General features: G+C 72.5%; 8 protein-coding genes. 1 reads left to right on the forward strand and 7 read right to left on the reverse strand.

Annotated features, from left to right (window positions below; translation table 11 throughout):
- The first annotated feature begins 35 nt into the window (after window positions 1-35).
- On the forward strand, window positions 36-2,405 hold the full coding sequence (locus PS271_RS26785) for a hypothetical protein (protein WP_398385327.1): 2,370 nt from the start codon (window positions 36-38) through the stop codon (window positions 2,403-2,405).
- Here the strand turns inward: PS271_RS26785 and PS271_RS26790 are convergent.
- The 7 genes from PS271_RS26790 to PS271_RS26820 all read right to left on the reverse strand — a co-directional run bounded on the left by PS271_RS26790 (window position 2,375) and on the right by PS271_RS26820 (window position 21,820).
- Complete coding sequence (locus tag PS271_RS26790) at window positions 2,375-4,807, reverse strand: right-handed parallel beta-helix repeat-containing protein (RefSeq protein ID WP_398385329.1); 2,433 nt, start codon at window positions 4,805-4,807, stop codon at window positions 2,375-2,377. The genes PS271_RS26785 and PS271_RS26790 overlap by 31 nt on opposite strands.
- A gap of 106 nt (window positions 4,808-4,913) precedes the next feature.
- Entirely contained in the window at window positions 4,914-5,519 is a 606-nt protein-coding gene (locus PS271_RS26795) for an Rv1733c family protein (protein ID WP_398385331.1), read from the reverse strand.
- 223 nt (window positions 5,520-5,742) lie between these two features.
- Complete coding sequence (locus tag PS271_RS26800; RefSeq protein WP_398385333.1) at window positions 5,743-6,579, reverse strand: MOSC domain-containing protein; 837 nt, start codon at window positions 6,577-6,579, stop codon at window positions 5,743-5,745.
- A gap of 86 nt (window positions 6,580-6,665) precedes the next feature.
- On the reverse strand, window positions 6,666-7,184 hold the full coding sequence (locus PS271_RS26805) for a DUF6643 family protein (RefSeq protein WP_398385335.1): 519 nt from the start codon (window positions 7,182-7,184) through the stop codon (window positions 6,666-6,668).
- A gap of 232 nt (window positions 7,185-7,416) precedes the next feature.
- Window positions 7,417-8,877, reverse strand: a complete 1,461-nt coding sequence (gnd, locus tag PS271_RS26810; protein ID WP_398385336.1) for an NADP-dependent phosphogluconate dehydrogenase — start codon at window positions 8,875-8,877, stop codon at window positions 7,417-7,419.
- A gap of 293 nt (window positions 8,878-9,170) precedes the next feature.
- A complete protein-coding gene (locus PS271_RS26815; RefSeq protein WP_398385338.1) occupies window positions 9,171-10,514 on the reverse strand; it encodes a hypothetical protein in 1,344 nt (447 codons plus the stop codon).
- On the reverse strand, window positions 10,511-21,820 hold the full coding sequence (locus tag PS271_RS26820) for an amino acid adenylation domain-containing protein (RefSeq protein ID WP_398385339.1): 11,310 nt from the start codon (window positions 21,818-21,820) through the stop codon (window positions 10,511-10,513). The genes PS271_RS26815 and PS271_RS26820 overlap by 4 nt, the downstream gene beginning before the upstream one ends.
- Window positions 21,821-22,228 lie beyond the last annotated feature (408 nt).

The raw sequence follows: 22,228 nt of genomic DNA on the forward strand, positions 1-22,228 counted from the left end.
CGGCACAGGCCACGGAACGAACCACGGAACAGGCCATGGAACAAGCCATGGAACAGGCCACGGCGAAGACCACGGAAGAGACCGAAGCGCCGGCGCCCGCGGGCGCCTCCGAGCTCGCCCTGGAGCTCCTCGTGCACGGCGTCGGAGGCACCACCCCGCAGCTCATGCTGGGCGATCCGCGCACCGTCCGCGTCACGGGCGACGCCGTCGCGGGCATCCACCGCCGCGCCGATGACGTCGACGCCGAGGACCGCCCCGGCGACCACCGCCGCGAGCCCGTCCCCGAGGCCTACGTGTGGTCCAACCTCACCTCCGGCGACGGCTCCCGCGCCTTGTGGCTGGTGCTCCTGCCGTTCATGGTCATCAACCTCGCCCACTGGATGCGCCCCACCTCCGAAGGCCGCGCCACGACCGTGCGGGCCTACGGCCTGCTGGTGCGCCTCATCGCCCTCACCCTCACCGTCCTGCTCACCGCGGCCGCCTGCGAAGTCGCCCTCGACCTGACGGCGTGGCAGTGCGCGGGCACCCCCGCGTGCTCCGCGGACAAGGCCTGGCTCGGCTTCATGTCGGCCGACCGGGGCGGCTGGTGGAGCCCGCCGGGCCGCCGTCTCGCCCTCGCCGCCGCCGTGCCCACCGCCGTGACCGGCCTGCTGTGGCTCCTCTCCCGCCGCACCTGGAGCGCGTACGAGGCCCAGCCGCCCGCCCGCCCCGGCACCGGCGAGGACGGCGACAAGGGCCGCGGCCGCCCCGCCCTGTGCCTGCCCGGCTTCTGGTACGGGCGGCGCATCGTCGCCCGGCTGCGCGCCGCCCACACCGCCGCGGCCCTGCTCACCGTCGCCGCCTTCCTCGTCCAGGCCGCCGCCCACCACGACCGCGCACCGGGCGGCAGCCCCGCCCTCGACACCCTGGGCCGGATCCTCGGCGCCGTCCTGATCGCCGCCGCCCTGTTCGTCGTCCACACCGTCTGCCGCAGGGGCCGCAGCGAGGACGCCCCCGACCACACGGCCGACCGCCTCATCGTCGCCGCACTCCCCTTCACCGCGCTCGGCCTGCTCCTGGTCTCCTCCGTCTACGCCGCCTGGGACCGCCCCGGCTGGCAGTCCCACGGCATGCTCCCCGGCGACCGCGCCTTCGGCCTCCTCGCCCTCGGACAGGGCGCCCTCATCCTCCTCCTCGCACTCGCCGCCCGCCGGCTGCACCGCGCCGCCCCCGTCGAGCGGACCCCGCTGGGCGGCCTCGCCGGACCTGCCGTCGCCACGCTCGCCTGCGCCCTCGGCGGCGTCATGACCGCAGGCGTAGCCCACCGCGTCGCGGACTGGCTCGACGGCCCCGCCACCCCCGGCATGGGCGACGGCCCGATCAGCGGCCCGCCCGTGCTGCTCACGTGGCAGGCGTCCGTCATCCCGCCCCTCCTCTTCGTCCTGCTCCTGCTCCTCCTCGCCCTGGCCGCCCGCACCCTGCACCTGGGCAAGGGCCTGTGCCGCACCGTTCCCGACGGCTATCCCGACGAGCGCCACGACCAGGCCCGTACGCGCGCCATCGCGGGCAGCATCGCCCGCGCCGGCCTCACCGACGCCACCCCCTGGGTGCTCGGCACCGTCGCCGCGCTCACGCTCCTCCTCGGCGCCGGCGCGGTCGCCGGCGCCTGGGGCACCCACGACGCCCCGGGCCGGGCCGCAGCCGGCACCCCCGCCGCCGTCGAGGACGTGGCCCAGACCGCCCAGGCCCTCGGTTCGTGGTGCGTCGGCCTCGGCTTCGTCCTGCTCATCGCCTGGGGCCGGCGCGCCTACCGCGACCCCGCCGCCCGGCGCACCGTCGGCATCCTCTGGGACGTCGGCACGTTCTGGCCGCGCGCAGCCCACCCCTTCGCCCCGCCCTGCTACGCCGAGCGCGCCGTCCCCGACCTCACCTGGCGCATGCGCACCTGGACCGAGCGCACCGGCGGCCGCCTCGTCATCTCCGGCCACTCCCAGGGCAGCGTCCTCGCCGCGGCCGCCGTCTGGCAGCTGCCCGCCGCCACGCGCAGCCGCGTCGCCCTGCTCACCTACGGCTCACCCCTGGAGCGCCTCTACGGCCGCTGGTTCCCCGCCTACTTCGGCCCCGTGAAGCTCGCCGCCCTCCACCACGACGTCCACTGCTGGTGCAACCTGTGGCGGCGCACCGACCCCATCGGCGGCCCCGTCCGCCTCCACGGCGACGGCAGCGCCGCCGTGGACCGTGGCCCCCTCAAGGACCCCCTCGCCTACGGCCGGACCGCCGAGCACCCGCTGCCCGCGGGCATCCTGGGCCACTCCCAGTACCAGTCCGACCCCGAGTTCGCCCGGACCCGCGCCGCCCTCCTCGCGCGCCTCGCCGCCTGGATACCGGTGCCCCCTCAGGGCAGCACCGGCAGATCCTCGGCGTAGAGCAGGGTGAGGTCGTCGGTGCTCGGGTCGGCCAGCTGGGCGACCCGGCCCGCGTGCCGCTCCACCATCGCCTCGAAGGTCTGCCGCGCCGTACGGCCGTTGCCGAACGCAGGTCCCCTCGGGATGTCGCGGAAGTACTGGAGCAGGGCCTCCGCCGCCCCTTCCCCGATCCGGTACTCGTGCTCGTCCGCCTGCTGCTGCACGATGCGCAGCAGCTCCTCCGGGTCGTAGTCGCCGAAGGTGATGGTGCGTGAGAAGCGGGAGGCCACCCCGGGATTGACCGTCAGGAAGCGGTCCATCTCGTCGGTGTAGCCGGCCACGATCACCACGACCTCCTCGCGGTGGTCCTCCATCAGCTTCACCAGCGTGTCGATGGCCTCCCTGCCGAAGTCGCGCCCCGAGTCCTCCGGGGCGAGCGCGTACGCCTCGTCGATGAACAGCACGCCCCCGCGCGCCCGGTCGAAGGCCTCCTGGGTGCGGATGGCCGTCGAGCCGATGTGCTCCCCCACGAGGTCCACGCGCGACACCTCGACCAGATGGCCGCGCTCCAGCACGCCGAGCGAGGCGAGGATCTCGCCGTAGAGCCGGGCCACCGTCGTCTTGCCCGTGCCGGGCGAGCCCGTGAAGACCAGGTGCCGGCGCACCGAGGCGGCCTTCAGCCCGGCCAGCTGCCGGCGCCGCCCCACCTCGATCATGTCGGTGAGGGCGCGGACCTCCTTCTTGACGCTCTCCAGGCCCACCAGCGCGTCCAGTTCCTGGAGCACGGTCACCGAGGCGCGTGCCCCGGACGGGGCGGCGGGCGCGGGCGGCGCCTCCTCCGCCGAGCGCTGCACCGGCACGGCCACCGGCTTCAGCAGCGTCCGCGGGACGGCCGTCGCCACCGGCGCCGCGCCCGCGCCGCCCCCGGAGGGCAGCGCGGCAACAGCCGGTGACGTCACCGCCTCGTCGCTCGTACAGCCCTCGCTGACGGGACCGGCCTCGGCGAACTCGTAACCGCCGCGCTCGCAGCGCTCGGTGCGGCAGCGGGTGAGCGTCGAGCGGCAGCCGTCGATGACGTGGAAGCCGTAGCCGCCGCTGCCCGTCACCCGGCACTCGTGGAACGTGCCTCGGCCGCCCGCCGACACGTAGAAGCCCGCTTCCACCGGCGAACTCACCGTGCACTGCTCGACGGAGGGGTCGGCGCCCTTGGTGACGATGACGCCCGTCGCCGCGGCGTCGATGGTGCAGCCCGCCATCGAGCCGCCGCTGCCGTGGTCGCGGAACCAGGCGCCCGTGCCCGCCTCGCGGATCCGGCACCCCGCCAGCTGGGCCGACGCCCCGTCGCTCACCGACACCGCCGTGTTGCGGACCTGGGAGAGGTCGCTGTCGACCACGTCGACGTGGGAACCGCGGTCGAGCACGAACAGGGCGTCCGGGACGTCGTGCACGCGGCAGGAGCCGAGGGAGACTGTCGCCCCGTCGCTGATCCAGACCGCCGGATAGTCGCCCTTGCTGTCGTGGATCTCGCACAAGTCGGCGTCCACCCGCGTGCCGGGGTCCCATACCGACAGGCCGTTGCGCCCGAACCTGCGGATCGACGAGCGCGTCATCGACAACACCGAACGCGAGCGCAGGTCCACCCCGTTCTCCGGTACGTCGTGGATGTCGCAGTCGACGAGGGAGAGCACGGCGTCGGTGTCCAGCGTCACACCGTCCCCGGACGTGCGGTGCACCCGGCAGTCGGTCAGCCGGCCGGCGGCCCGGGAGGCCACCTGCACCCCGGCGCCCCGCACCTCGTACACCTCGCAGCCCACCGCCTCCAGCGAGCTGCCCTCGCCCGTGAGCGACAGCCCCGCGCCCGACGCGTGGTGCACCCGGCAGCGCTCCAGGCGCGGGTGCGCCCCGCCGTGGACCGCGATCCCCGACTGGCCGGCGGCCACCACCTCGCACTCCTCGAACAGACCGCCCGACCCGTCCAGCACGCTGATGCCGACGCCGCCCGCGTTGTCGACGGTGCACTGACGCACCGTCGGCCGGGAGCCGCCGCGCACCTCGATGCCCACCGCGGAGCGGGTCACGATGCGCAGGCCGGACAGCTCCGGGGCGCCGTCCTCGACGACGAGCGCGGGCGCCGCCGCGTCGTGCCCCTCGACGTGCAGGTCCTGAAGCGCGGCGGAGGCCCGTACGGTCAGGGCGATGCCGTCGGGGGGAGCGATGCGCACGCTGCCGCGCGAACCCTCCGCGCCGCGCAGCGTGACCGCGCGCGTGACGACCAGGTTCTCCCGGTACGTGCCGGGGGCCACGGACAGCACGTCGCCGTCGACCGCCGCTTCCAGGGCCGAGGCGAGGGATTCGTACTCGCCCGTGCGCCGCCGCCATCGCGCCGTGCCGGTGTGCGTCACCTGGACCGAGCCCTGTGCCATGGTGCTGCTCTGCCCCCACCTCGTGCGTGCGTCCACCCGGGACCGGTGCGTACCGGACCGGCCACCGGAGCCACCGTAGCGCGCGCGGGCCCCGGGAGTTGACCGGTCAGCTGCCCGCGTCCGCCCTGCCCCAGGTCTGCCCGGCCCGTAGCCACGCGCGGTCCCAGCGGGCGTACCGCCGCTGCATGACCCGCCATACGACCAGCCGGCGCACCGCCTCCAGCAGACCGCAGGCCACCGCGGCCGCCCCGGCGCCCGCCAGACCGGCGTGGACGGCGGCCGTGTCGTGGTCCATGGGGCGGCCGGAGAGCCGGCCCTGGTCGTCCGTCCACAGCGGGAACGGCTGCCCGGGGCGCGTGGCATGGCGCACCGGGACCACACCCGAGCGCTCCTTGCCGTCCGGGCCGGGCCAGCGGGCGACCACCCGATGGTGGCCCTCCCGGGCGGCCGTGGCCTCGCGGTCGGTGTCGGCCGGCCCGCCGCGCAGGGGGCGCAGTGTCGTGGCCGTCACCAGGTGGCGGTGCCGGTGCTGCTCGCGGACCGTGTGCCGCAGGGCCTCGTGGGCGAGCGACCCCGTCACCCAGCCGGAGACCGGGCCCGCGAGCAGCATGAGCACCACGGCCACCAACCCCACCCAGGACTCCAGGACATCGGTCCGGCGACGCAGGGAATTGCGCCGCCATCGCCATGCGAGTGCCGTAGCGCGCATCATGCTCGCCCCCTTCCGGGTCCGTAAATACCTCACACAGGGCATCGCATGCGGAGGAAGACGGCGGAGAGAGCAAAATCACCCCCTCCGGATGCCGTTGGCGGCGGCGCGTTGACGGGTGGCGTGCGGCGGGGGGGAGGGGAGTGAGGAAGCTGCGGGGAGAAGAGTGAGAGAAATCCTGAAAAGGCGGGGCGAAGGAGTGAGGGAAGCTCCGTCGGGGAGCTGCTCAGTCGAGGATCTCGACGGTGTCGCCCACACGCAGGGTCCCCGTGTGCTCAGGGATGAGGTTCTTGCCGAACACGGCCTTGCCGCCGATGCGGTGGTGCCGGGCGAGCGAGCGCAGCGGCTCCTTGCCGCGCTCCGCGGTCATCTGGTCGGTGGTGGTGACCACACACCGGCCGCAGTCCTTGACCGCCCGGAACGTCACTTCGCCGATCCGCACGCGCCGCCAGCCGTCCTCGGCCCAGGGCTCGGTGCCGCCGACCACGGCGTTCGGGCGGAAGCGGTTCATGGGGAGCGGGCCCTCGCCGGGGAGGTCGCCCCGGGCGACGAGCGCGTTGACGGCGTCGAGCGAGGCGAGCGTGGTCACCAGCAGCGGAAAGCCGTCCGCGAAGCTCACGGTCTCACCGGGGAGGGAGAAGTCAGGATCGATCGCGCGGCGGCTCGCGGGCTCGTCCATGTGGAAGAGGCGGGCCGTGGTCCCGAGGTGCGCGCTGAGCCATGCGTCGGCGGCGTCCCCCGCCGGGACCGCCTCGATCTTGTCCCGGAACACCTGCACCGTGACGGTGCCCTCCACTTCCGCGAGGGAGGGCACGGCGACGTCGAGCGCTTCCGCCCCGGGCGCGGTGAGCCGCACGCCGCCGCCCGGGAGCAGGCGGGCCGAGGCCAGGGCAAGCCTCGGCCGCTGCCGTTGGGTGATCATCATCCCGTCGGCGTCCGCCACCATCCACCGCCGGTCCCCGGCGAGACCCCACGGCTCGACGGCCGCCTCCGGGACGGTGCACCCCGCCAGCGACTTGACGGGGTAGAAGTGCAGCGCGGTCAGCGTGGGCGACGTGGACATGCGGTCATCCTGCCACCCGGGCCGGGTGGTTGAACGAAGTACCCCTTGCCCGCCGGAGCGGGACCCCCAGCACAACGGACAGACGGTCAGTAACCCCCCTGATTCGGGTACTGGCGGTTGTACGGGTCCTCGTACTGCCCCGCCGCAGGGCGAGGCGTGACCGGGCGCATGGCGTCGTACCCGGAAGGCCCTGCCGGACCCGCCTGACCCGCCGGGGCCGCGCCGGGCCGCTGCTGCTGGTACTGCTGCGGGCCCGGTCCCGGGTAGGCGCGCTGCGGCGTCTGCTGCGGGATGTACGGGGCGGCCGCCTGCTGGAGCCCGGCGGGCTGCTGCTGCCCGGGCGCGGGATATCCGTACGGGGCGCCGCCCTGGGCGCCGTACGGGGCCTGCGGGGCCGGGGCCGAGGGGCCGGACGGCAGTGCGGGGAGCGCGGGCAGGTTGCTGCCGCCGGTGTGGCTGCTGCCGGTGTCGTACGGGGACGACACGCGGATCGGGGCGATCTGCGGGGTGCCCCGCTCGGCGACGAGGCTGTCGTAAATCGGGGTGTCCGGGAACGACGACGAGGCGTAGTAGCCGCCGCCGTAGGTGCTGCGGGGGGAGGTCATAGCGCATAAGTTAAGCCCACGTCCCTCGCCCGGTCTATGCCACGGTCGGCACTAACACTTCCCTGACCTGCAAAGACGCAGGTCAGGACAGAGCCGTCAAAGTCGGACACATCCGTACGTACGGCCATCCGGGGGTATCGCGCTGTGCCCTCGCAGGCACTGTGCGGAGCCACCCGGACGCAGGCGCCTCAAGCCGCGCGGACAGCCGTACGCACGGATGGGCAGGGCGATTTCAGCCGGTCTGCTCCTCGCTGCGGTCCCCGCCCCACAGCGTGTGGAACGAGCCCTCGCGGTCGGTGCGCCGGTAGGTGTGCGCGCCGAAGAAGTCGCGCTGCGCCTGCGTCAGCGCGGCCGGCAACCGCTCGGCGCGCAGCGCGTCGTAGTACGCGAGCGCGGCCGAGAACCCCGGCGTGGGCACGCCGCGGCCGACCGCGGTGGCGACGACCGAGCGCCAGGCGTCCTGCGCCTTGCCGACCTCCGCGGCGAACCCCTTGTCGGCGAGCAGCGTGGGCAGTTGGGGGTCGGCGGCGAACGCGGCGCGGATGCGGTCGAGGAACGCGGCCCGGATGATGCAGCCGCCGCGCCAGATGGCGGCGACGGCCCCCAGGTCGATGTCCCAGCCGTACTCGGCGCTCGCCGCACTGATCATGTTCCAGCCCTGGGCGTACGAGACGACCTTCGACGCGTACAGCGCCTCCTCGACCAGCGCGGCGAACTCCCCGGCCTCCTCCGGGGCGAGGGGCTCCCGCGCGGGGCCCGGGAGCCCGCGGGCGGCGCCGCGCAGGTCCGCGTGGCCGGACACGGACCGGGCGAACACGGCCTCGGCGATGCCGGATACGGGGATGCCGAGATCGAGGGCCGTCTGCACGGTCCAGCGGCCGGTGCCCTTCTGCTCGGCCCCGTCGGCCACGACGTCCACGAACGGGCAGCCGGTGGCGGCGTCGGTGTGCGCCAGCACCTCGGCGGTGATCTCGATCAGGTACGAATCCAGCCGGCCGGTGTTCCAGGCGCGGAAGGTCTCCGCGATCCGCTGCGGCTCGTAGCCCGCGACATGGCGCAGCAGGTCGTACGCCTCGGCGATGAGCTGCATGTCGGCGTATTCGATGCCGTTGTGCACCATCTTGACGAAGTGTCCGGCGCCGTCGGGACCGATGTGGGTGCAGCAGGGGGAGCCGTCCTCGGCCTTGGCGGCGATGGACTCCAGGAGCGGCCCGAGCGACTTGTAGGACTCCGTCGATCCGCCGGGCATGATGGAGGGCCCGTGGAGGGCGCCTTCCTCGCCGCCGGAGATGCCGGTGCCGACGAAGTGGATGCCCTTCTCGCGCAGGGCGGCTTCGCGGCGGCGGGTGTCGGCGAAGTGGGCGTTGCCGCCGTCGATGATGACGTCGCCGGGTTCGAGGAGCGCGGTGAATTCCTTGATGACGGCGTCCGTCGGGTCACCCGCCTTGACCATGATGACGATCCGGCGGGGCTTCTCCAGGGCGGCGACGAACTCCTCGGCGGACTCGGCGGGGATGAAGGTCCCCTCGTGTCCGTGCCGGCCGACCAGCGCCTCGGTCTTGGCGTAGGTGCGGTTGTGGAGGGCGACGGTGTGCCCGTGCCGGGCGAAGTTGCGGGCGAGGTTGCTGCCCATGACGGCGAGCCCGGTGACGCCGATCTGTGCGGTGGCTTGCTGGGTGGAGGTATGGGGCATCTGGTGGTCCACTCCTGTCGCTGTGCATCGAAGACTGGGGCGCGCGTCCATGCCATGGGGTCCGGAGTCTTCCCCGTAAGGCATCCGGGCACCGCCCGGTCATCGTGACATGCGGCACTTGAGGGTGGCGGGGTGCGCGCTGGAGAGGACTTCGGGTCTGTCAGCTTCTTCGCGCTCGGGAGGGACGCACCTATGGTCCGATTGTCGGAACCGAACAGGGCGGGATCCGGGAGCCCAGCCCCCGGATCGACCCTCCGCCGCAGTCGTGTGAGTGTGCAGCAGTGCCGCCCCCTTCAGCTGCCGGGCCGCTCGCTCAGCGCCGTGAGGCACTGCCTGGCCCGCTCCGGCAGGATGTACTCGCCATCCTTCGCGATGCGGTCGTACAGGGCCTCGACCCGCTCGTAGTGGGCGTCGAGGTTCTGGTCGAGCAGGTGGTATGCGGACTTGTTGTAGATGCCGAACTGGAGGTCGGTCATCAGGCCGAACGGATCGATGTCCGCCGCGCGCCGGGACCCGCCGAACACCAGGCGCAGGAAGTCGTCGACGCTCTCGTAGCCGAGCGTGGCGAGGAGGAACTCGATCGACGCCCACTTGCGTTTGACCTGGTAGGCGCGCTCGTCCGGGTCGACGATGAAGTCCAGGCCGCTGGTCATGCCCTTCGGGTACAGCACCTTGTTGAAGCAGCGCAGGTCGATGGTGAGGCGGTCCTTGGTGGTCCGGGGCAGGGTGCTGTCGGCATGTGCCCGGTAGTTGTCGAAGACCAGGGCGTCCCCCACCCGGCTGTCGCAGTAGTAGCCGGGAGACGGCTTGTCGGCGTACGTCTTCGCCCAGTACATCGCCATGAGGAAGTCCCGCACCGAGGGCAGGTCGATCTCGGACAGCTTCCCTTCCAGGAACAGGTACAGGGCCTTGTCGACGGCGTCCTTCTCCTCGCCCTTGAGGCCGTGCTCCAGCATCTTCTCGTAGGCGTACGAGAGGTTCGGGGCCTCCAGCTCGGCCTCCTCGAAGATCACGAAGGGTTGCCGGCTCAGCGGAGTGGGGGTCAGCGCGGTGTGGAAGCTGCGGTACTCGGTGGGGAAGCCGAGCTGCTTCTTCACCAGCGACGGGATCTGAAGGGCGATCGAGCTGGCCGCGTGGGTGCCGTACGGCCGCTTCCCGGCCGGCACGATGAAGGCGTTGACCACCGAGGTCTCGACCTCGGGGAAGTGTTCCCGGACGATGTCCTGGTTCAGGTCGTAGAAGCGCTTCGCCGAGGGCACGAACAGCACGCAGTTCTCGAACATGGTGGAGACCGGGAAGTAGCTGCCGATCGAGGCGGCGGCGAAGCTCTCCTGGATCATCGCCTGGCAGCGCAGCTGGCGTGCCAGGTCGTTCGCCAGGTCGTCGTCCAGGTTCATCCGGACGACGTGGGTGGGATGTGACTCGGGGCGGAAGCGGCTCGTGTTCAGCACCTGGTGCGGAGGCAGCTTCGACTCCACCTCCCCCTTGTCGACCTGGTACTTGTCCAGCACCGGGGACAGCTGCTCGGCGTGCACCGCGGCCGAGGAGTGGAGGAAGGTGCCGGTCTTCTGGTAGGTGCCGGTGACAGTGGCGTCGTCGTCCGCAGTCGCGTCCGGCATCCGGTTCGGGTTGCTCATGAGGTCGTGTTCTCCGCTCGGTCCGAAGTGTTGATGCGGTGCACATAGGTGCGGACGAATTCCTCGTCGATGGGCGGGGACGGGTAGTCCTCCGCGCCGAAGACGTCGCTTCCCACGGGGAGCGCGGCGAACATGTCCACCAGGCCCTGCGTCGTCAAGCCGTCCACCAGGGCGGCGATCCGGGCGAGGGGGCTCGCCGGGTGCGCCGCGGCGAACTCCAGCGCCCGCCGGCGCCATTCGTCGAAGGGTACGATCTCCGCCCCGCCGCCGGCGGCACCCACCATCTCGAAGAAGCGGTCGAAGGCCGGGGCGCCGGAGTTGACGAAGTCGTAGTCCCTGCCGATGCGCGCCAGGTCGCTGGTCATCGTCTCGGCGACGGTCCGGCACAGGTAGTCGACCGGCAGCACCGCCGTGAGGTCGGCGGCCAGCGACGGGAAGCTCCCCATCGCGAGGCATCCGGTGATCAGGTTGTGCAGGAAGTCGCCGCGGTCGAGCCGGAAGCGCCCGGTGCGGGCCGAGGCGCCCACGTACGGCAGCCGGTACGTCGACGCCTTCGCGCCGCGCCACCGGGCGGCGGCCACCATCTGCTCCGCCTGCCACTTGGAGGTCTGGTAGCCGTACTCCGGGGCGTCCTCGGTGACCTGGTACCCCAGGTACCTGGGAAGCGTGGCGAAGGTGGAGATGAAGTGGAACGCCTTGCCGCGACCGCGCGAGGCCAGGCGCAACGCCTCGTGCGTACCGACCATGTTGGGGCCGATGTACTCCTCCATCGGCCGCATCCAGTCCAGCAGGGCAGCGGAGTGGCAGATGGCGTCCACCTGGTCGGCCAGTTCGTCGAAGCGCTCCTCGTCCAGGCCGAACAGCGGCTGGGTGAGGTCGCCCACCACCGGCTTCAGCAGCGGCGCGAATTCCTCCTTCCACAGGCCGTAGTCGCTGAGGGCGGTGACCAGGCGCTCCATGGCCCGGTGGGTGTTGTCCGCCCGCACCAGGCAGTGGGCGACCACCTGCGAGGCGAGCAGCTCGTGCAGCAGGTGTGCGCCGACGAATCCGGTGGCGCCGGTGACGAAGACCGCCTCCGGGCGTTCCGGCGCCGCGACGGCGTTGTCGAAGCGGAGGTCGGGGTGCAGGCAGCCCCTCCGGGCGGCGGACAGGTCCGTGCCCGCTGCACCGGCCACCTCGGTGGCTGCGGTGCCGGTGGCGGGCCCGGGTGCCGCGTCCAGCCCCGCCTCCAGCAGCTTCTCCAGGAGGAAGTCGCACAGTGCGATGAGGTTGGGGTGATCGAAGGCGATCCTCGCGGGCAGGACGAGTCCGGTGAGGTTCGCGAGCTGGTTGCGCATCAGGACCGCGGTCAGCGAGTCGAAGCCGATGGCCCGGAGCGGCACGTCGACGCCCACGGCCGCCGGCGAGGCGAAGCCCAGCGTCTTCGCCACCTCCGCGCGGACGGTGGCCAGGACCACGCCCGGGTACTCCTCCGGAGCGGCCTCGCCGAGCAGCTTGCGCAGGTCCGTTCCGGCACCCTGGGTGTGTCCGCCGGCGTTGTCGTTGAGCAGTGCGCGGTACAGCGGCGGTATGCCGCTGCCGCCCTCGAAGGAGCGCTGAACGCGGTTCAGGTCCAGCGCGGCCGCCATCGTCAGCGCGCGGCCGCTCCTGACGGCGAGCTCGAAGAGCTCCAGGCCCTCGTCCGGCATCAGCCGGTCCAGGCCGAACTGGGCGAAGCGGGCTCGGTCGGGCTCGCTGAGCCCTGCGGCCATGCCGTCGCCCTCCCAGGGGCCGAAGGCCACAGCGGTGGCCGGCAGGCCCTTGGCGCGGCGCAGGTGGGCGAGCGCGTCCAGGAAGGCGTTGGCGGCGGCGTAGTTACCCTGACCAGGTGTTCCCATGACGCTCGAGACGGAGGAGAACATCACGAAGAAGTCCAGCTCCCTGTCCTGGGTCAGTTCGTGGAGATGCCACACGCCGTCCACCTTGGGCAGGAAGACCGCGTCGAGCCGCTCCGGCGTCAGGTCCGTCAGGATGCCGTCGTCCAGCACACCCGCCATGTGGACCACGCCGCGCAGCGGGCGCTTCTCACTGAACAGTGACATCACCGCGGCGACGTCGTCGCGGTCCGCCGCGTCGCAGGCCATCACGGTGGCCGTGGCGCCCAGTCCGGACAGCTCGTCCACCAGGGACTGCGCGCCGGGGGTCTCCATCCCGCGACGTGAGGTCAGCACCAGGTCGCGTACACCGTGGGTACCGGCCAGCCACTCGGCCACGCGCCGGCCCAGGCCGCCGAGGCCACCCGTGACGAGCACCGCGCCGTCCGGCCGCACGAATTGCTGCTGCTGGGCCGGGACCGGCGTCTCGTCGCTCACCCGCAGCAGCCGCGGCACCAGCACCTCGCCGTCGCGGATGGCGCACTCCGGCTCGGCTTCCAGCATCAACGCGGCGGGGAGGGCCTTGCGGTCCGCGTCCTCCTCACCGATGTCGATCAGGCGCAGGCTCAGTTCCGGGTGCTCGTTGCGGGCGGTCCGCATCAGGCCCCACAGCGGACCGGCGCCCGGCCCGGAGGCCATGTCGCCGGCGCCGGTGCCCACCGCGTTGCGGGTGACCCAGACCAGCGGGGTGCGGTGCTCCGTACCCACCGCTTCCTGGAGCTGCTCCAGGGCCTTGGCGGCGAACGCGTGGGCCTGGTCCGGCACCTCCGCGCCGGAGTCCCACAGGCAGACCAGGCCGTCCAGGTCTTCGGCGTCCTCCAGGTCCTGGACCTTGATCGCCTGGATGCCGGCCCGAGCCAGGAGGGTCTTGACCTCCCGCGCCCACGGCACGTCCCCGGCGGGGGTCATCATGCCCCAGGAGCCGCCCAGCTCGACATCCTCGGTGTCGGCGTGGCGCCAGTCGACGTCGAACTGGAAGCGGTCCACTCCCGCCGCGGCGAGGCGGCGCAGCACGGCCCGGTCTATGCGCCGTGCGTGGAGGCGGTGCAGGTGGCCGACGTGGCTGCCGTCGCTGTCGTGGATATCGAGGGAGCCCAGGAACTCGCCGTCGCCCAGTTCGAATTCGGCGACCCGGACCCAGATCTCCGCCAGGCCCTTCACCCGCACCGACAGGCGCTCGGCCTCGTACGGCACGAAGGCGTCGTCGCTGTCCGGGTTCCGCAGCCGCTGGGTCATCAGCAGTGATTGCATGGCCGAGTCCAGCAGGGCCGGATGCAGGGCGTAGCGGGCGGCGGACTGCTGCTCGCTCTCCGCCAGCGCGACCCTGGCCCACACCACCCCCTCCGCCTGCCAAGCCTCCTTTATGCCCCGGAAGTTCGGGCCGAATCCGTAACCGACGGAGTCCAGCTCGCGGTAGAGGGCGGCAACGTCGAGGGGCTCGGCGCCCCGGGGCGGCAGCGTCACCGCGGCGACGGTACCGGCGCCGTCCGCGGTACCGGCTGTCTCCGCGGGCGTGAGGCAGCCCTCGACGTGCAGCTGCCATGCGCCGTCCGCACCCTCGGGCGCGCTGTAGATCTTGACGGGACGGGTGTCACCGCTCGCCGGTCCCACGGTGACCTGCATCCGCACCGGCGTCCCGGGGGTGAGCACCAGCGGCCAGGCGAACACCACGTCCGACACGTCCCATTCGCCCTCGTGGGCCGCGTCACCCGCCGCCCGTATGACCTCGAAGAACGCCGTGCCCGGCATCAGGACGGTGTCGAGCACCTTGTGCTCCTGCACCCACGCGGGCTGGTGTGCCGCCACCACATGGGTGAACAGCGACAGCTCGGTGCCGGCGATCTCCGCACCGCCACCGAGGAGCGGGTGACCGGTGGGCTTCAGACCGGCGCCGGCCTCGCGGGAGAGCGGCGGCTCGAACCAGAACCGCTCCCGCTGGAAGGCGTACGTCGGCAGGGCCACCCGGCCGCCGCCGAAGGGAGCGAAGTAGCCGTCCCAGTCGATCGGGACGCCCCGCACGTGCAGCTCGGCCAGGCTTCGCTGTATGACCGAGGCCCCGTTCTTGCCCGGGGTGCAGGACGGCACCCAGGACACCGGTTCCTCGCCGTCCAGGCAGGATGCGCCCAGACCGGACAGCACGGGCTGCGGGCCCAGCTCCAGGAAGGTGTTCGCGCCCTCCCGGATCAGGCTGCGCATGCCGTCCTCGAAGCGGACCGAGTGGCGCACCTGGCGGACCCAGTAGCCGGGCTGCTCCAATTCTCCCGGTGCGGCGCGCCGGCCGGTGAGGCTGTTGACGAGGGGGATCACGGCCGGGCGGAAGCGGATGGTCTCCGCCACGGCCCGGAACCCGGCGAGCATGCCGTCCATGTGGTGCGAGTGGAAGGCGTGGGACACCGCCAGCCGCTTGGCCTTGCGGCCCTGCTCCGTGAAGTGGGCGGCGATCGCCTCGACGGCGTCGGTGTCACCGGACAGCACGGTCTGCGTGGGCGCGTTGAGTCCGGCGACGTCCAGCTTGCCGCGCAGCCCGAGGGCGTCGATAGCCGCCTCCGCCTCCTCACCGCCGGCTTCCAGCGACACCATGGCGCCGCGGGCGGGCAGGGCCTGCATCAGCCGGCCGCGGGCCGCGACCAGCCGGCAGGCGTCGTCCAGGTCGAACACCCCCGCCACGTGAGCGGCGGCGAGTTCGCCGATGCTGTGGCCGAGGAGCAGCTCAGGCCGTACACCCCAGCTCTCCCACAGCCGCCACAGCGACACCTCCAGGGCGAACAGGGCGGGCTGGGTGAAGTCGGTGCGGTGCAGCAGGGCCGCGTCCTCGCTGCCCGGATCGGCCCACATCACCCCCAGGAGGGGCTTCTCCAGCTCGGTGAAGCGGGCGGCGACCTCCTCCAGTGCCTCGCGGAAGACGGGGTAGACGTCGTAGACGTCCTTGCCCATGCCCGGGAACTGGGAGCCCTGGCCCGTGAAGAGCAGGGCCGGCCGGGGTTCCTCGGTGTGGTTCCCGGTGCACACCGACTCCGCGGGCACTTCCCCGGTGCGGGCGAAGGAGTCGAGTTTGCCGAGCAGTTCGGCCCTGTCCTGGACCGCGAGCACCAGCCGGCGACGGAGATGGCTGCGGGTAGTCGCCAGGGAGCGGGCCACGTCACCGAGGGGGTCCCGCGTGTTCCCGCTCATGTGCAGGTGCAGGTTCTCCACCTGCCGGCGCAGGGCGGCGTCGTTGTGCCCGGACACCACGAACGGCACCGTGGGCGGCAGCGGCGCGGGCGCGCTCTCCTCGACGGCCTTCGCGGCCGGCTGCGGCGGCTCCTCGACGATCACGTGGGCGTTGGTGCCGCCGATGCCGAACGAACTGACGCCCGCGCGCCGCGGCACGTCCCCGGCCGGCCACGGGCGCTGCTCCTGGACCAGCGCCATCCCGGCGCCCTTCCAGTCCACCGCGGGGGTGGGCTCGGCGACGTGCAGGGTACGGGGGAGGGTGTCGTGGCTCATGGCCAGGACGACCTTCATCAGGCCGGCCAGACCGGCGGCGGCCTGGGTGTGGCCGAGGTTGGACTTGGCCGAACCGACCCACAGGGGCACCTCGCCGGAATGGCTTGCGCCGAAGACCTCCGCCAGCGCGGTGCCCTCGATGGGGTCGCCCAGCTTGGTGCCGGTGCCGTGCGCCTCCAGGTAGTCGATGTCACCCGGCTGGAGTCCGGAAGCCGCCAAGGCGGCGCGGATGACCCGCTGCTGGGCGGGGCCGCTGGGTGTGGTCAGGCCGGCGCTGCGGCCGTCGTGGTTGACGGCGGTGCCGCGCAGCACGGCCAGGACGGGATCGCCGTCGCGCTGGGCGTCGGACAGCCGCTTGAGGACGACGGTGGCGGAACCCTCGCTCCAGCCCGTGCCGTCGGTGTCGGAGGAGAACGACCGGCAGCGGCCGTCCGCCGACATGCCGCGCAGGCGGCTGAACTCGACGTGCAGTTCGGGGGTGAGCATCAGGCTCACACCGGCCGACACCGCGAGGTCGCATTCGCCGTTGCGCAGCGCGTTGCAGGCCAGGTGGGTGGTGACCAAGGAGGAGGAGCATGCCGTGTCCACGGTGAGGGCCGGGCCCTCCAGACCGAAGACGTACGACACCCGGCCGGACATGGTGCCGCCCATGGAACCCGAGCCCACATAGCCGTCGAGGTCGCTCAGCCCGCCGGCCGCCGTGAGGCCGTATTCGCGCCACGCCGAGCTCTTGCCGATGCCGACGAACGTGCCGGTCCGGCTGCCGCGCAGCCGGTCCGTGGTGTAGCCGGCGCGTTCGAACGCCTCCCAGGTGGTCTCCAGCACCAAGCGCTGCATGGGGTCGAGCGCGCGGGCCTCGCGCGGCGATATGCCGAAGAGGGGGGCGTCGAAGAGGTCGATGCCACGGACGAACCCGCCCTGGCTGCAGTACGAGGTGCCGGGCACCTCCGGGTCCGGGTTGTACAGTGCCTCGGCGTCCCAGCGGTCCTTCGGGACGTCGACGATCCCGTCTCCGCCGCGCTCCAGCAGCTCCCAGTACTCCTCCGGGATGTTGGCATCACCGGGCAGGCGGCAGGCCATGCCGATGATGGCGATGGGCTCGTCCTGGACGGCGCGGCGCCGGTCGGGCACGACCTCCTGGCGCGTCCGCGTGCCGCCGCTCAGGTAGGCGGCCAGCGTCTTGACGGTGAAGTGCTCGAAGAGCTTGGCCCCGACGACGGGCCGCCCCAGCAGTTCCTCCAGCCGCGTCTGGACCCGGACGACCCGCAGCGAGTTGCCGCCGATCTCGAAGAAGTTCTGGTTGACGCCGATCCGGTCGTGGCCGAGCACGTCCGACCAGATGGCCATGATGTCCCGCTCCAGCTCGGTGGCGGGCTTGGCGGTGGCCTCGACCTCCACCACGGGGTCCGGCAGCGCGTTCTCGTCGATCTTGCCGTTCGGGGTCAGCGGAAACTCGTCCAGCTCCACGAAGAACGTCGGCACCATGTACCCCGGCAGCCGCTCGGCCAGCCAGGGGCGCAGCACGCGGTGCAGCGGGGTCCTGGGCGGCTCGCCGACCGCGGGCGTGTTGGCGTACCGGCTGAGAGCGCCGGGGTCCGGCGCTTCGGTGGGGAGCGAGCTGAGATCGGGGGTCCGGCCGGGCCGCCAGAACACGGCGTCGCACCGCCAGATGCCGCAGGAGCGGCTGGGCAGCAGGGCCAGTTCGAGACCTGCCTCAGCGGCGGCGCGGGAGAGGTCGGCGGGGTCGATCCAGGACGTGGGCGCCACCGAGGTGCTCGCGCCCCTGGACTCCAGGGCTGAGGCGACCCGGCCGCACACCTCGCCCATCCGGCCGTTGGGGATGCCGTTCAGGCGGAGCGGGCGGTCGGCGACGGAACCCAGCTCGGTGCGGAGCGCGGCCAGGTCGAGACCGCCGGCCTGCCAGTCCTTCTCCACCGCAGGGGTTGCGGGCCGGGTGTCCTCACCGATGTGCAGGGTGACGTCGTAGCGATAGCGCGTCATCTCGTTGACGTAGCGGCCGTCACGCAGGGTGATGTCGACCCTGGTGATCTGCGGGAACAGGCGGGGAAGGCCGGCGAAGTAGTCGCGGCTGAGGACCAGTTCGCGCTCCTCGCGCATCCCGCGCTCGGTGCGGCGGACCAGTTCCTCGGTGGAGATCCCACCGGGCTCTCCCTCCGCGCGGAAGTGCGCGACGTCGGCGTGGAAGACGTCCAGCAGCGACAGGTCGCGTACGTCACCGAGGAACACCCGTCCCCTGCTGACCGTCCTGGTCGCCCACTCCAGCACCGAGGTCAGGTACGTGACGTCGGGGAAGTACTGGGCCACCGAGTTGATGACCACGGTGTCGAAGGCGCCCTCGGCCACCTCGGGGAGCGCGTGGGCGGCGCGCTGTTCGCAGGTCACGTGCGGCAGGGAGGCCAGGTGCCGCCGGGTCATCTCGACGGCTGCGGCGGAGGCGTCCACGGCGTGGTAGCTGCGGCAGTGCGGCGCCAGGCCGAACAGCATCAGGCCGCTGCCGGAGCCGATCTCGAAGACGTTCTCCGGCGCGTGGGAGAGGATGCGCCGGACGGAACTCCGCTGCCACTCGCGCATCTCCCCGTCCGAGAAGGGGAGGCCGTCGTAACTGTTGCGCCAGCCTGCCAGGTTGAACGTGGCGTCGGTGGTGACGGGATCGGATGCGGTGCCGGAGCCGACGGGAGCGTGGTCGGTGCCGGCTTCGTAGGCGCGGTCCCAGGCGGCGGCCCACTCGGCCAGGGCGGTGCTCTGGTCCGCGGAGGCGGAGACCGGATCGCCGGCCGGGGCCGCGTCGCGGACGCAGTAGGCGACCAGGTGCTCGTCACGGCCGACCACCACGGCGCGGCGGACCGATGCGTGGCGGCTGACGGCCGCCTCCACGTCGGCCAGCTCGATGCGGTGGCCGCGCAGTTTGACCTGGCGGTCGTTGCGTCCCAGCAGAGTGAGCTTGCCGGGTCCGGCGAAGCGGGCCAGGTCGCCGGTCCGGTAGAGAGTGCCGGGATGGAAGGGGTTGTCCGCGAAGCGGAGCCGGGTCTGCTCGGGGTCGTTGCGGTAGCCACGGGCCACCCCGGCACCGCCGATGCACAGTTCGCCGGGGAAGCCGAGCGGCACCGGCGACAGGTTCTCGTCGAGGACGTAGACCTGGGTGCGGTCGATCGGGCTGCCGATGAGGATGCCGTCTTCCTCCTCCCGGTCCGCCACCGCCCAGGCGGTCGACCACACGGTGGTCTCGGTGGGCCCGTACATGTTCCACACCGAGACCGCGTCCCCGGCGGCGAGCAGCCGGTCCGCCAGGTCGCGGGACAGCGCCTCACCACCGCAGAGGATCTTCTTCAGCGTGGCAGTGCCCCGCCAGCCCCCGTCCAGCAGCAGCTGCCAGGTGGAGGGGGTGCCCTGCATCATGGTGATCGCGTGCCGCTCCATCAGCCCGCTCAGGGCCTTGGCGTCCAGAATCTCGTCGGCCCGGGCGATGACCGTGGTCGCGCCGCAGAGCAGCGGCAGGAACAACTCCAGTACGGAGATGTCGAAGGACACGGTGGTGATCGCCAGCAGCCGGTCGGCGGCGGTGCATCCCGGGCGTTCGCGCATGGCGGCCAAGAAGTTGCCCACGGCCCCGTGGGTGATCTCGACCCCCTTGGGGCGGCCGGTCGAACCCGATGTGTACAGGACGTAGGCCAGGTCCCCGGCGTCCACCTCGACCGCGAGGTCCTCGTCAGCACTCGGCCCGTCACTCAGGTGGACGCTCACGCAACGGGCGTCCCAGGCGGCGAGGACAGTGGGCACGGTCCCGGGCGTGATGACGAGGACGGGATCGGCGTCGTCGATCATCTGGTGGATGCGTTCCGCCGGGAAACCCGGATCGACGGGCACGTAGGCGGCGCCTGTCTTCATGACCGCTAAGAGAGCCACGACCAGGTCGGCCGAACGGCTCAGGGCCACGCCGACCAGGTCGCCGCGGCCCACGCCCCGGTCGGTCAGCGCGTGGGCGAGCCGATTGGCACGGGCATTGAGCTCGGCATAGGTCAGGCTGGTGTCCGCGCAGACCAGCGCGGTGTCCTCGGCATGGCCGCGCGCGGCTTCTTCGAAGAGCCGGTGCACGCCCCGCTCCGGGAGGTCCGCGGCGGCGGTGTCCGTAGCGTTGAACTCCTCGATGAGGAGCCGGTGTTCGTCCGCGGCGAGAAGGCCGGCGGCGGACGGGAGCTGCTCCACGGCGGCGGGGAGACGCTCGCACCACGCGGCGAACTGGCCGACCAGCCGGGCGACGTCAGGCGCCGACAGGCGCGAGGCGTCGTAGTGGAAGGCGACGAGCGCACCCTCCTGGGCGCCGCCCTGCTGGATGTGGAGTTCCAGTTTCGGGCGGTGGCCGCCGTGGTCGCCGGAGTCGTGGCCGGCGGCGTCGCGGGTGCCCCAGGAGATCAGTACGTCCGGTATCAGTGTGCCGCTGTTCCAGCGTTCCCGAAGTGCTTCGTCCCGGCCGACGGCGTCGCGGCGGATCCACCCCCGGTCCTGGCCTCGGGCGAACTCCCGTCGCACGGCCAGCAGGTTCTCCGAGATCGTCGCGTCGGCGTCGGCACGGCACGGCAGGGGCAGCCAGGCGGCGAACAGGTCGCGGTGCGCGGCGTCGACGCCCTCGCGGGGTGCCGCCATCGCGAGGTGAACCTCCCGTCGGCCGCTCGCCCGGCCCAGGAAGAGGCCCAGCGCACCGGCCAGGTGGGCGGCGGCCGCCGCGGATGCTTCCAGGCCGTCGCCGCCGGCCCGGAGCGGCACGGGGCATCGCACGAGGACGGGATCCGGCTGTTGTCCGCTCTCGGCGCGCGCCCCGGTGCCCGGGCGGGGCTGCGGGTAGGGGAGGCGGTACGGCTGGTCGCCGCCCGCGATCAGGCGCTCACGCCACCGGGCGGCGGCCTTGGAGGCTCGCACCCCGGCTTCGGTCAGACGCGCGCTCGCGTCCTCGCCGGGGACGTCCAGGACCGTGCCGGGCCGGACTCCGTGGACCACCGCGATGGCGCCGGCGGACCGTTCTTCCCCCTCCAGGGTGCACAGCCGGGCCAGGGTGACGCTTCCGGCGCCCGTGGCCACCCGCAGGCCCGACGTGTCGTCGCAGGAAAGGACCGTACCGGGTGTGGCGGCGGCGTCATCCGCGGCAGAAGCGGAGGCGGCCCGGGAGCGGGCTTCCCGGACGGCGTAGAAATGCCCGTCGAGGCTGACCTTGGGCCATACCAACGGGCTGGCGAACGGGCCGTAGTCGGTGGCCCGGACCATGGCGGTGATGCGCTCGGCCGGAAGGCTCCAGTCGATCAGCCCCTCGGCGGCGAACTGGGTGTGCCGCGAGAAATAGCGGCGCGCCGTGGAGTCCTGGGGGACCGCGGTCTCGCGCCCCTCCGCGATGTCGTCGATCAGCCCGGGCAGGCTGGCGACGGCCGCCTCGTCGCACTTCAGGCCCAGCGACAGCGCGGTGTCCTCCGGCTCGATCGCCACCGGTACCCGCCCCAGCACCTCACCGCCGTCGACCACCTCGGCCATGCGGTGCCAGGTGATGCCGTACTCCCGTGCCCCCTCCGCGATGGCCCAGGAGGGCGTGTGCAGACCCGAGTACGCGGGGAGCGGGCCGTAGTGGTAGTTGACGGCGGCCCGCGTCGCACAGCCCAGCAGCGCGTCGGGCACCACCGCGTAGTTGCCGATACTCAGCAGGAGGTCGCAGGTCAACTGTGGTGCGAGCGCCACGGCGTCGGCGAGTTCATGGTGCGGGACGCCCGCCTTGACCGCCCAGGAACGGGCGGTGGCGTCACCGGTCACCACGGCTGCGATCCGGTGCCCTTTCGCCACGAGTACGTCGCCGCAGCGAGCGAGTACGCTCCCACTGCCGATCAGGACAGAACTCAAAGAAGTCATCGTCGTGCCTCCCCGTTATGACCCGCGATGCGTCCAGAGAGCGCAGCCGGTCCGGGGCAGGGTCAACGGCTCCGAGGCAGCCTTGTTGAAGGCCTGCGGGTGCCGGATCCAAGTGCGCGCACGAGCTGGTCCTCGTGTGCCCCCGTGCAGATTTCCTCAAGATTGAGGGGTGTCTGCCTCACGAGCAGCCGTGCAAGCGGCTACTCCGTGAGTCATTCGCGCTGTCAGGATTGCAGGTAAGCCAAGTGTTGAACTGCAGGAGTGCGCAAGTGCGTTGTTGACAGAAAACGCTGTTGTGTAGACGTGCAGAAGTAACTGGACTATGGATGCCTGCTGTTGTGCAATGGGAGGGCGGCTTCCGTCGTCGCGCTGATCTCTCCCCGGGCGCCCCCTCCATCATTGGCCCGC

It is taken from the genome of Streptomyces sp. SCA2-17 (assembly GCF_044336695.1).

Coding starts and splice junctions, on each gene's coding strand:
- PS271_RS26785 (WP_398385327.1), top strand. CDS start 36: ATGGAACAAGCCATGGAACAGGCCACGGCGAAGACCACGGAAGAGACC.
- PS271_RS26790 (WP_398385329.1), bottom strand. CDS start 4,807: ATGGCACAGGGCTCGGTCCAGGTGACGCACACCGGCACGGCGCGATGG.
- PS271_RS26795 (WP_398385331.1), bottom strand. CDS start 5,519: ATGATGCGCGCTACGGCACTCGCATGGCGATGGCGGCGCAATTCCCTG.
- PS271_RS26800 (WP_398385333.1), bottom strand. CDS start 6,579: ATGTCCACGTCGCCCACGCTGACCGCGCTGCACTTCTACCCCGTCAAG.
- PS271_RS26805 (WP_398385335.1), bottom strand. CDS start 7,184: ATGACCTCCCCCCGCAGCACCTACGGCGGCGGCTACTACGCCTCGTCG.
- gnd (WP_398385336.1), bottom strand. CDS start 8,877: ATGCCCCATACCTCCACCCAGCAAGCCACCGCACAGATCGGCGTCACC.
- PS271_RS26815 (WP_398385338.1), bottom strand. CDS start 10,514: ATGAGCAACCCGAACCGGATGCCGGACGCGACTGCGGACGACGACGCC.
- PS271_RS26820 (WP_398385339.1), bottom strand. CDS start 21,820: ATGACTTCTTTGAGTTCTGTCCTGATCGGCAGTGGGAGCGTACTCGCT.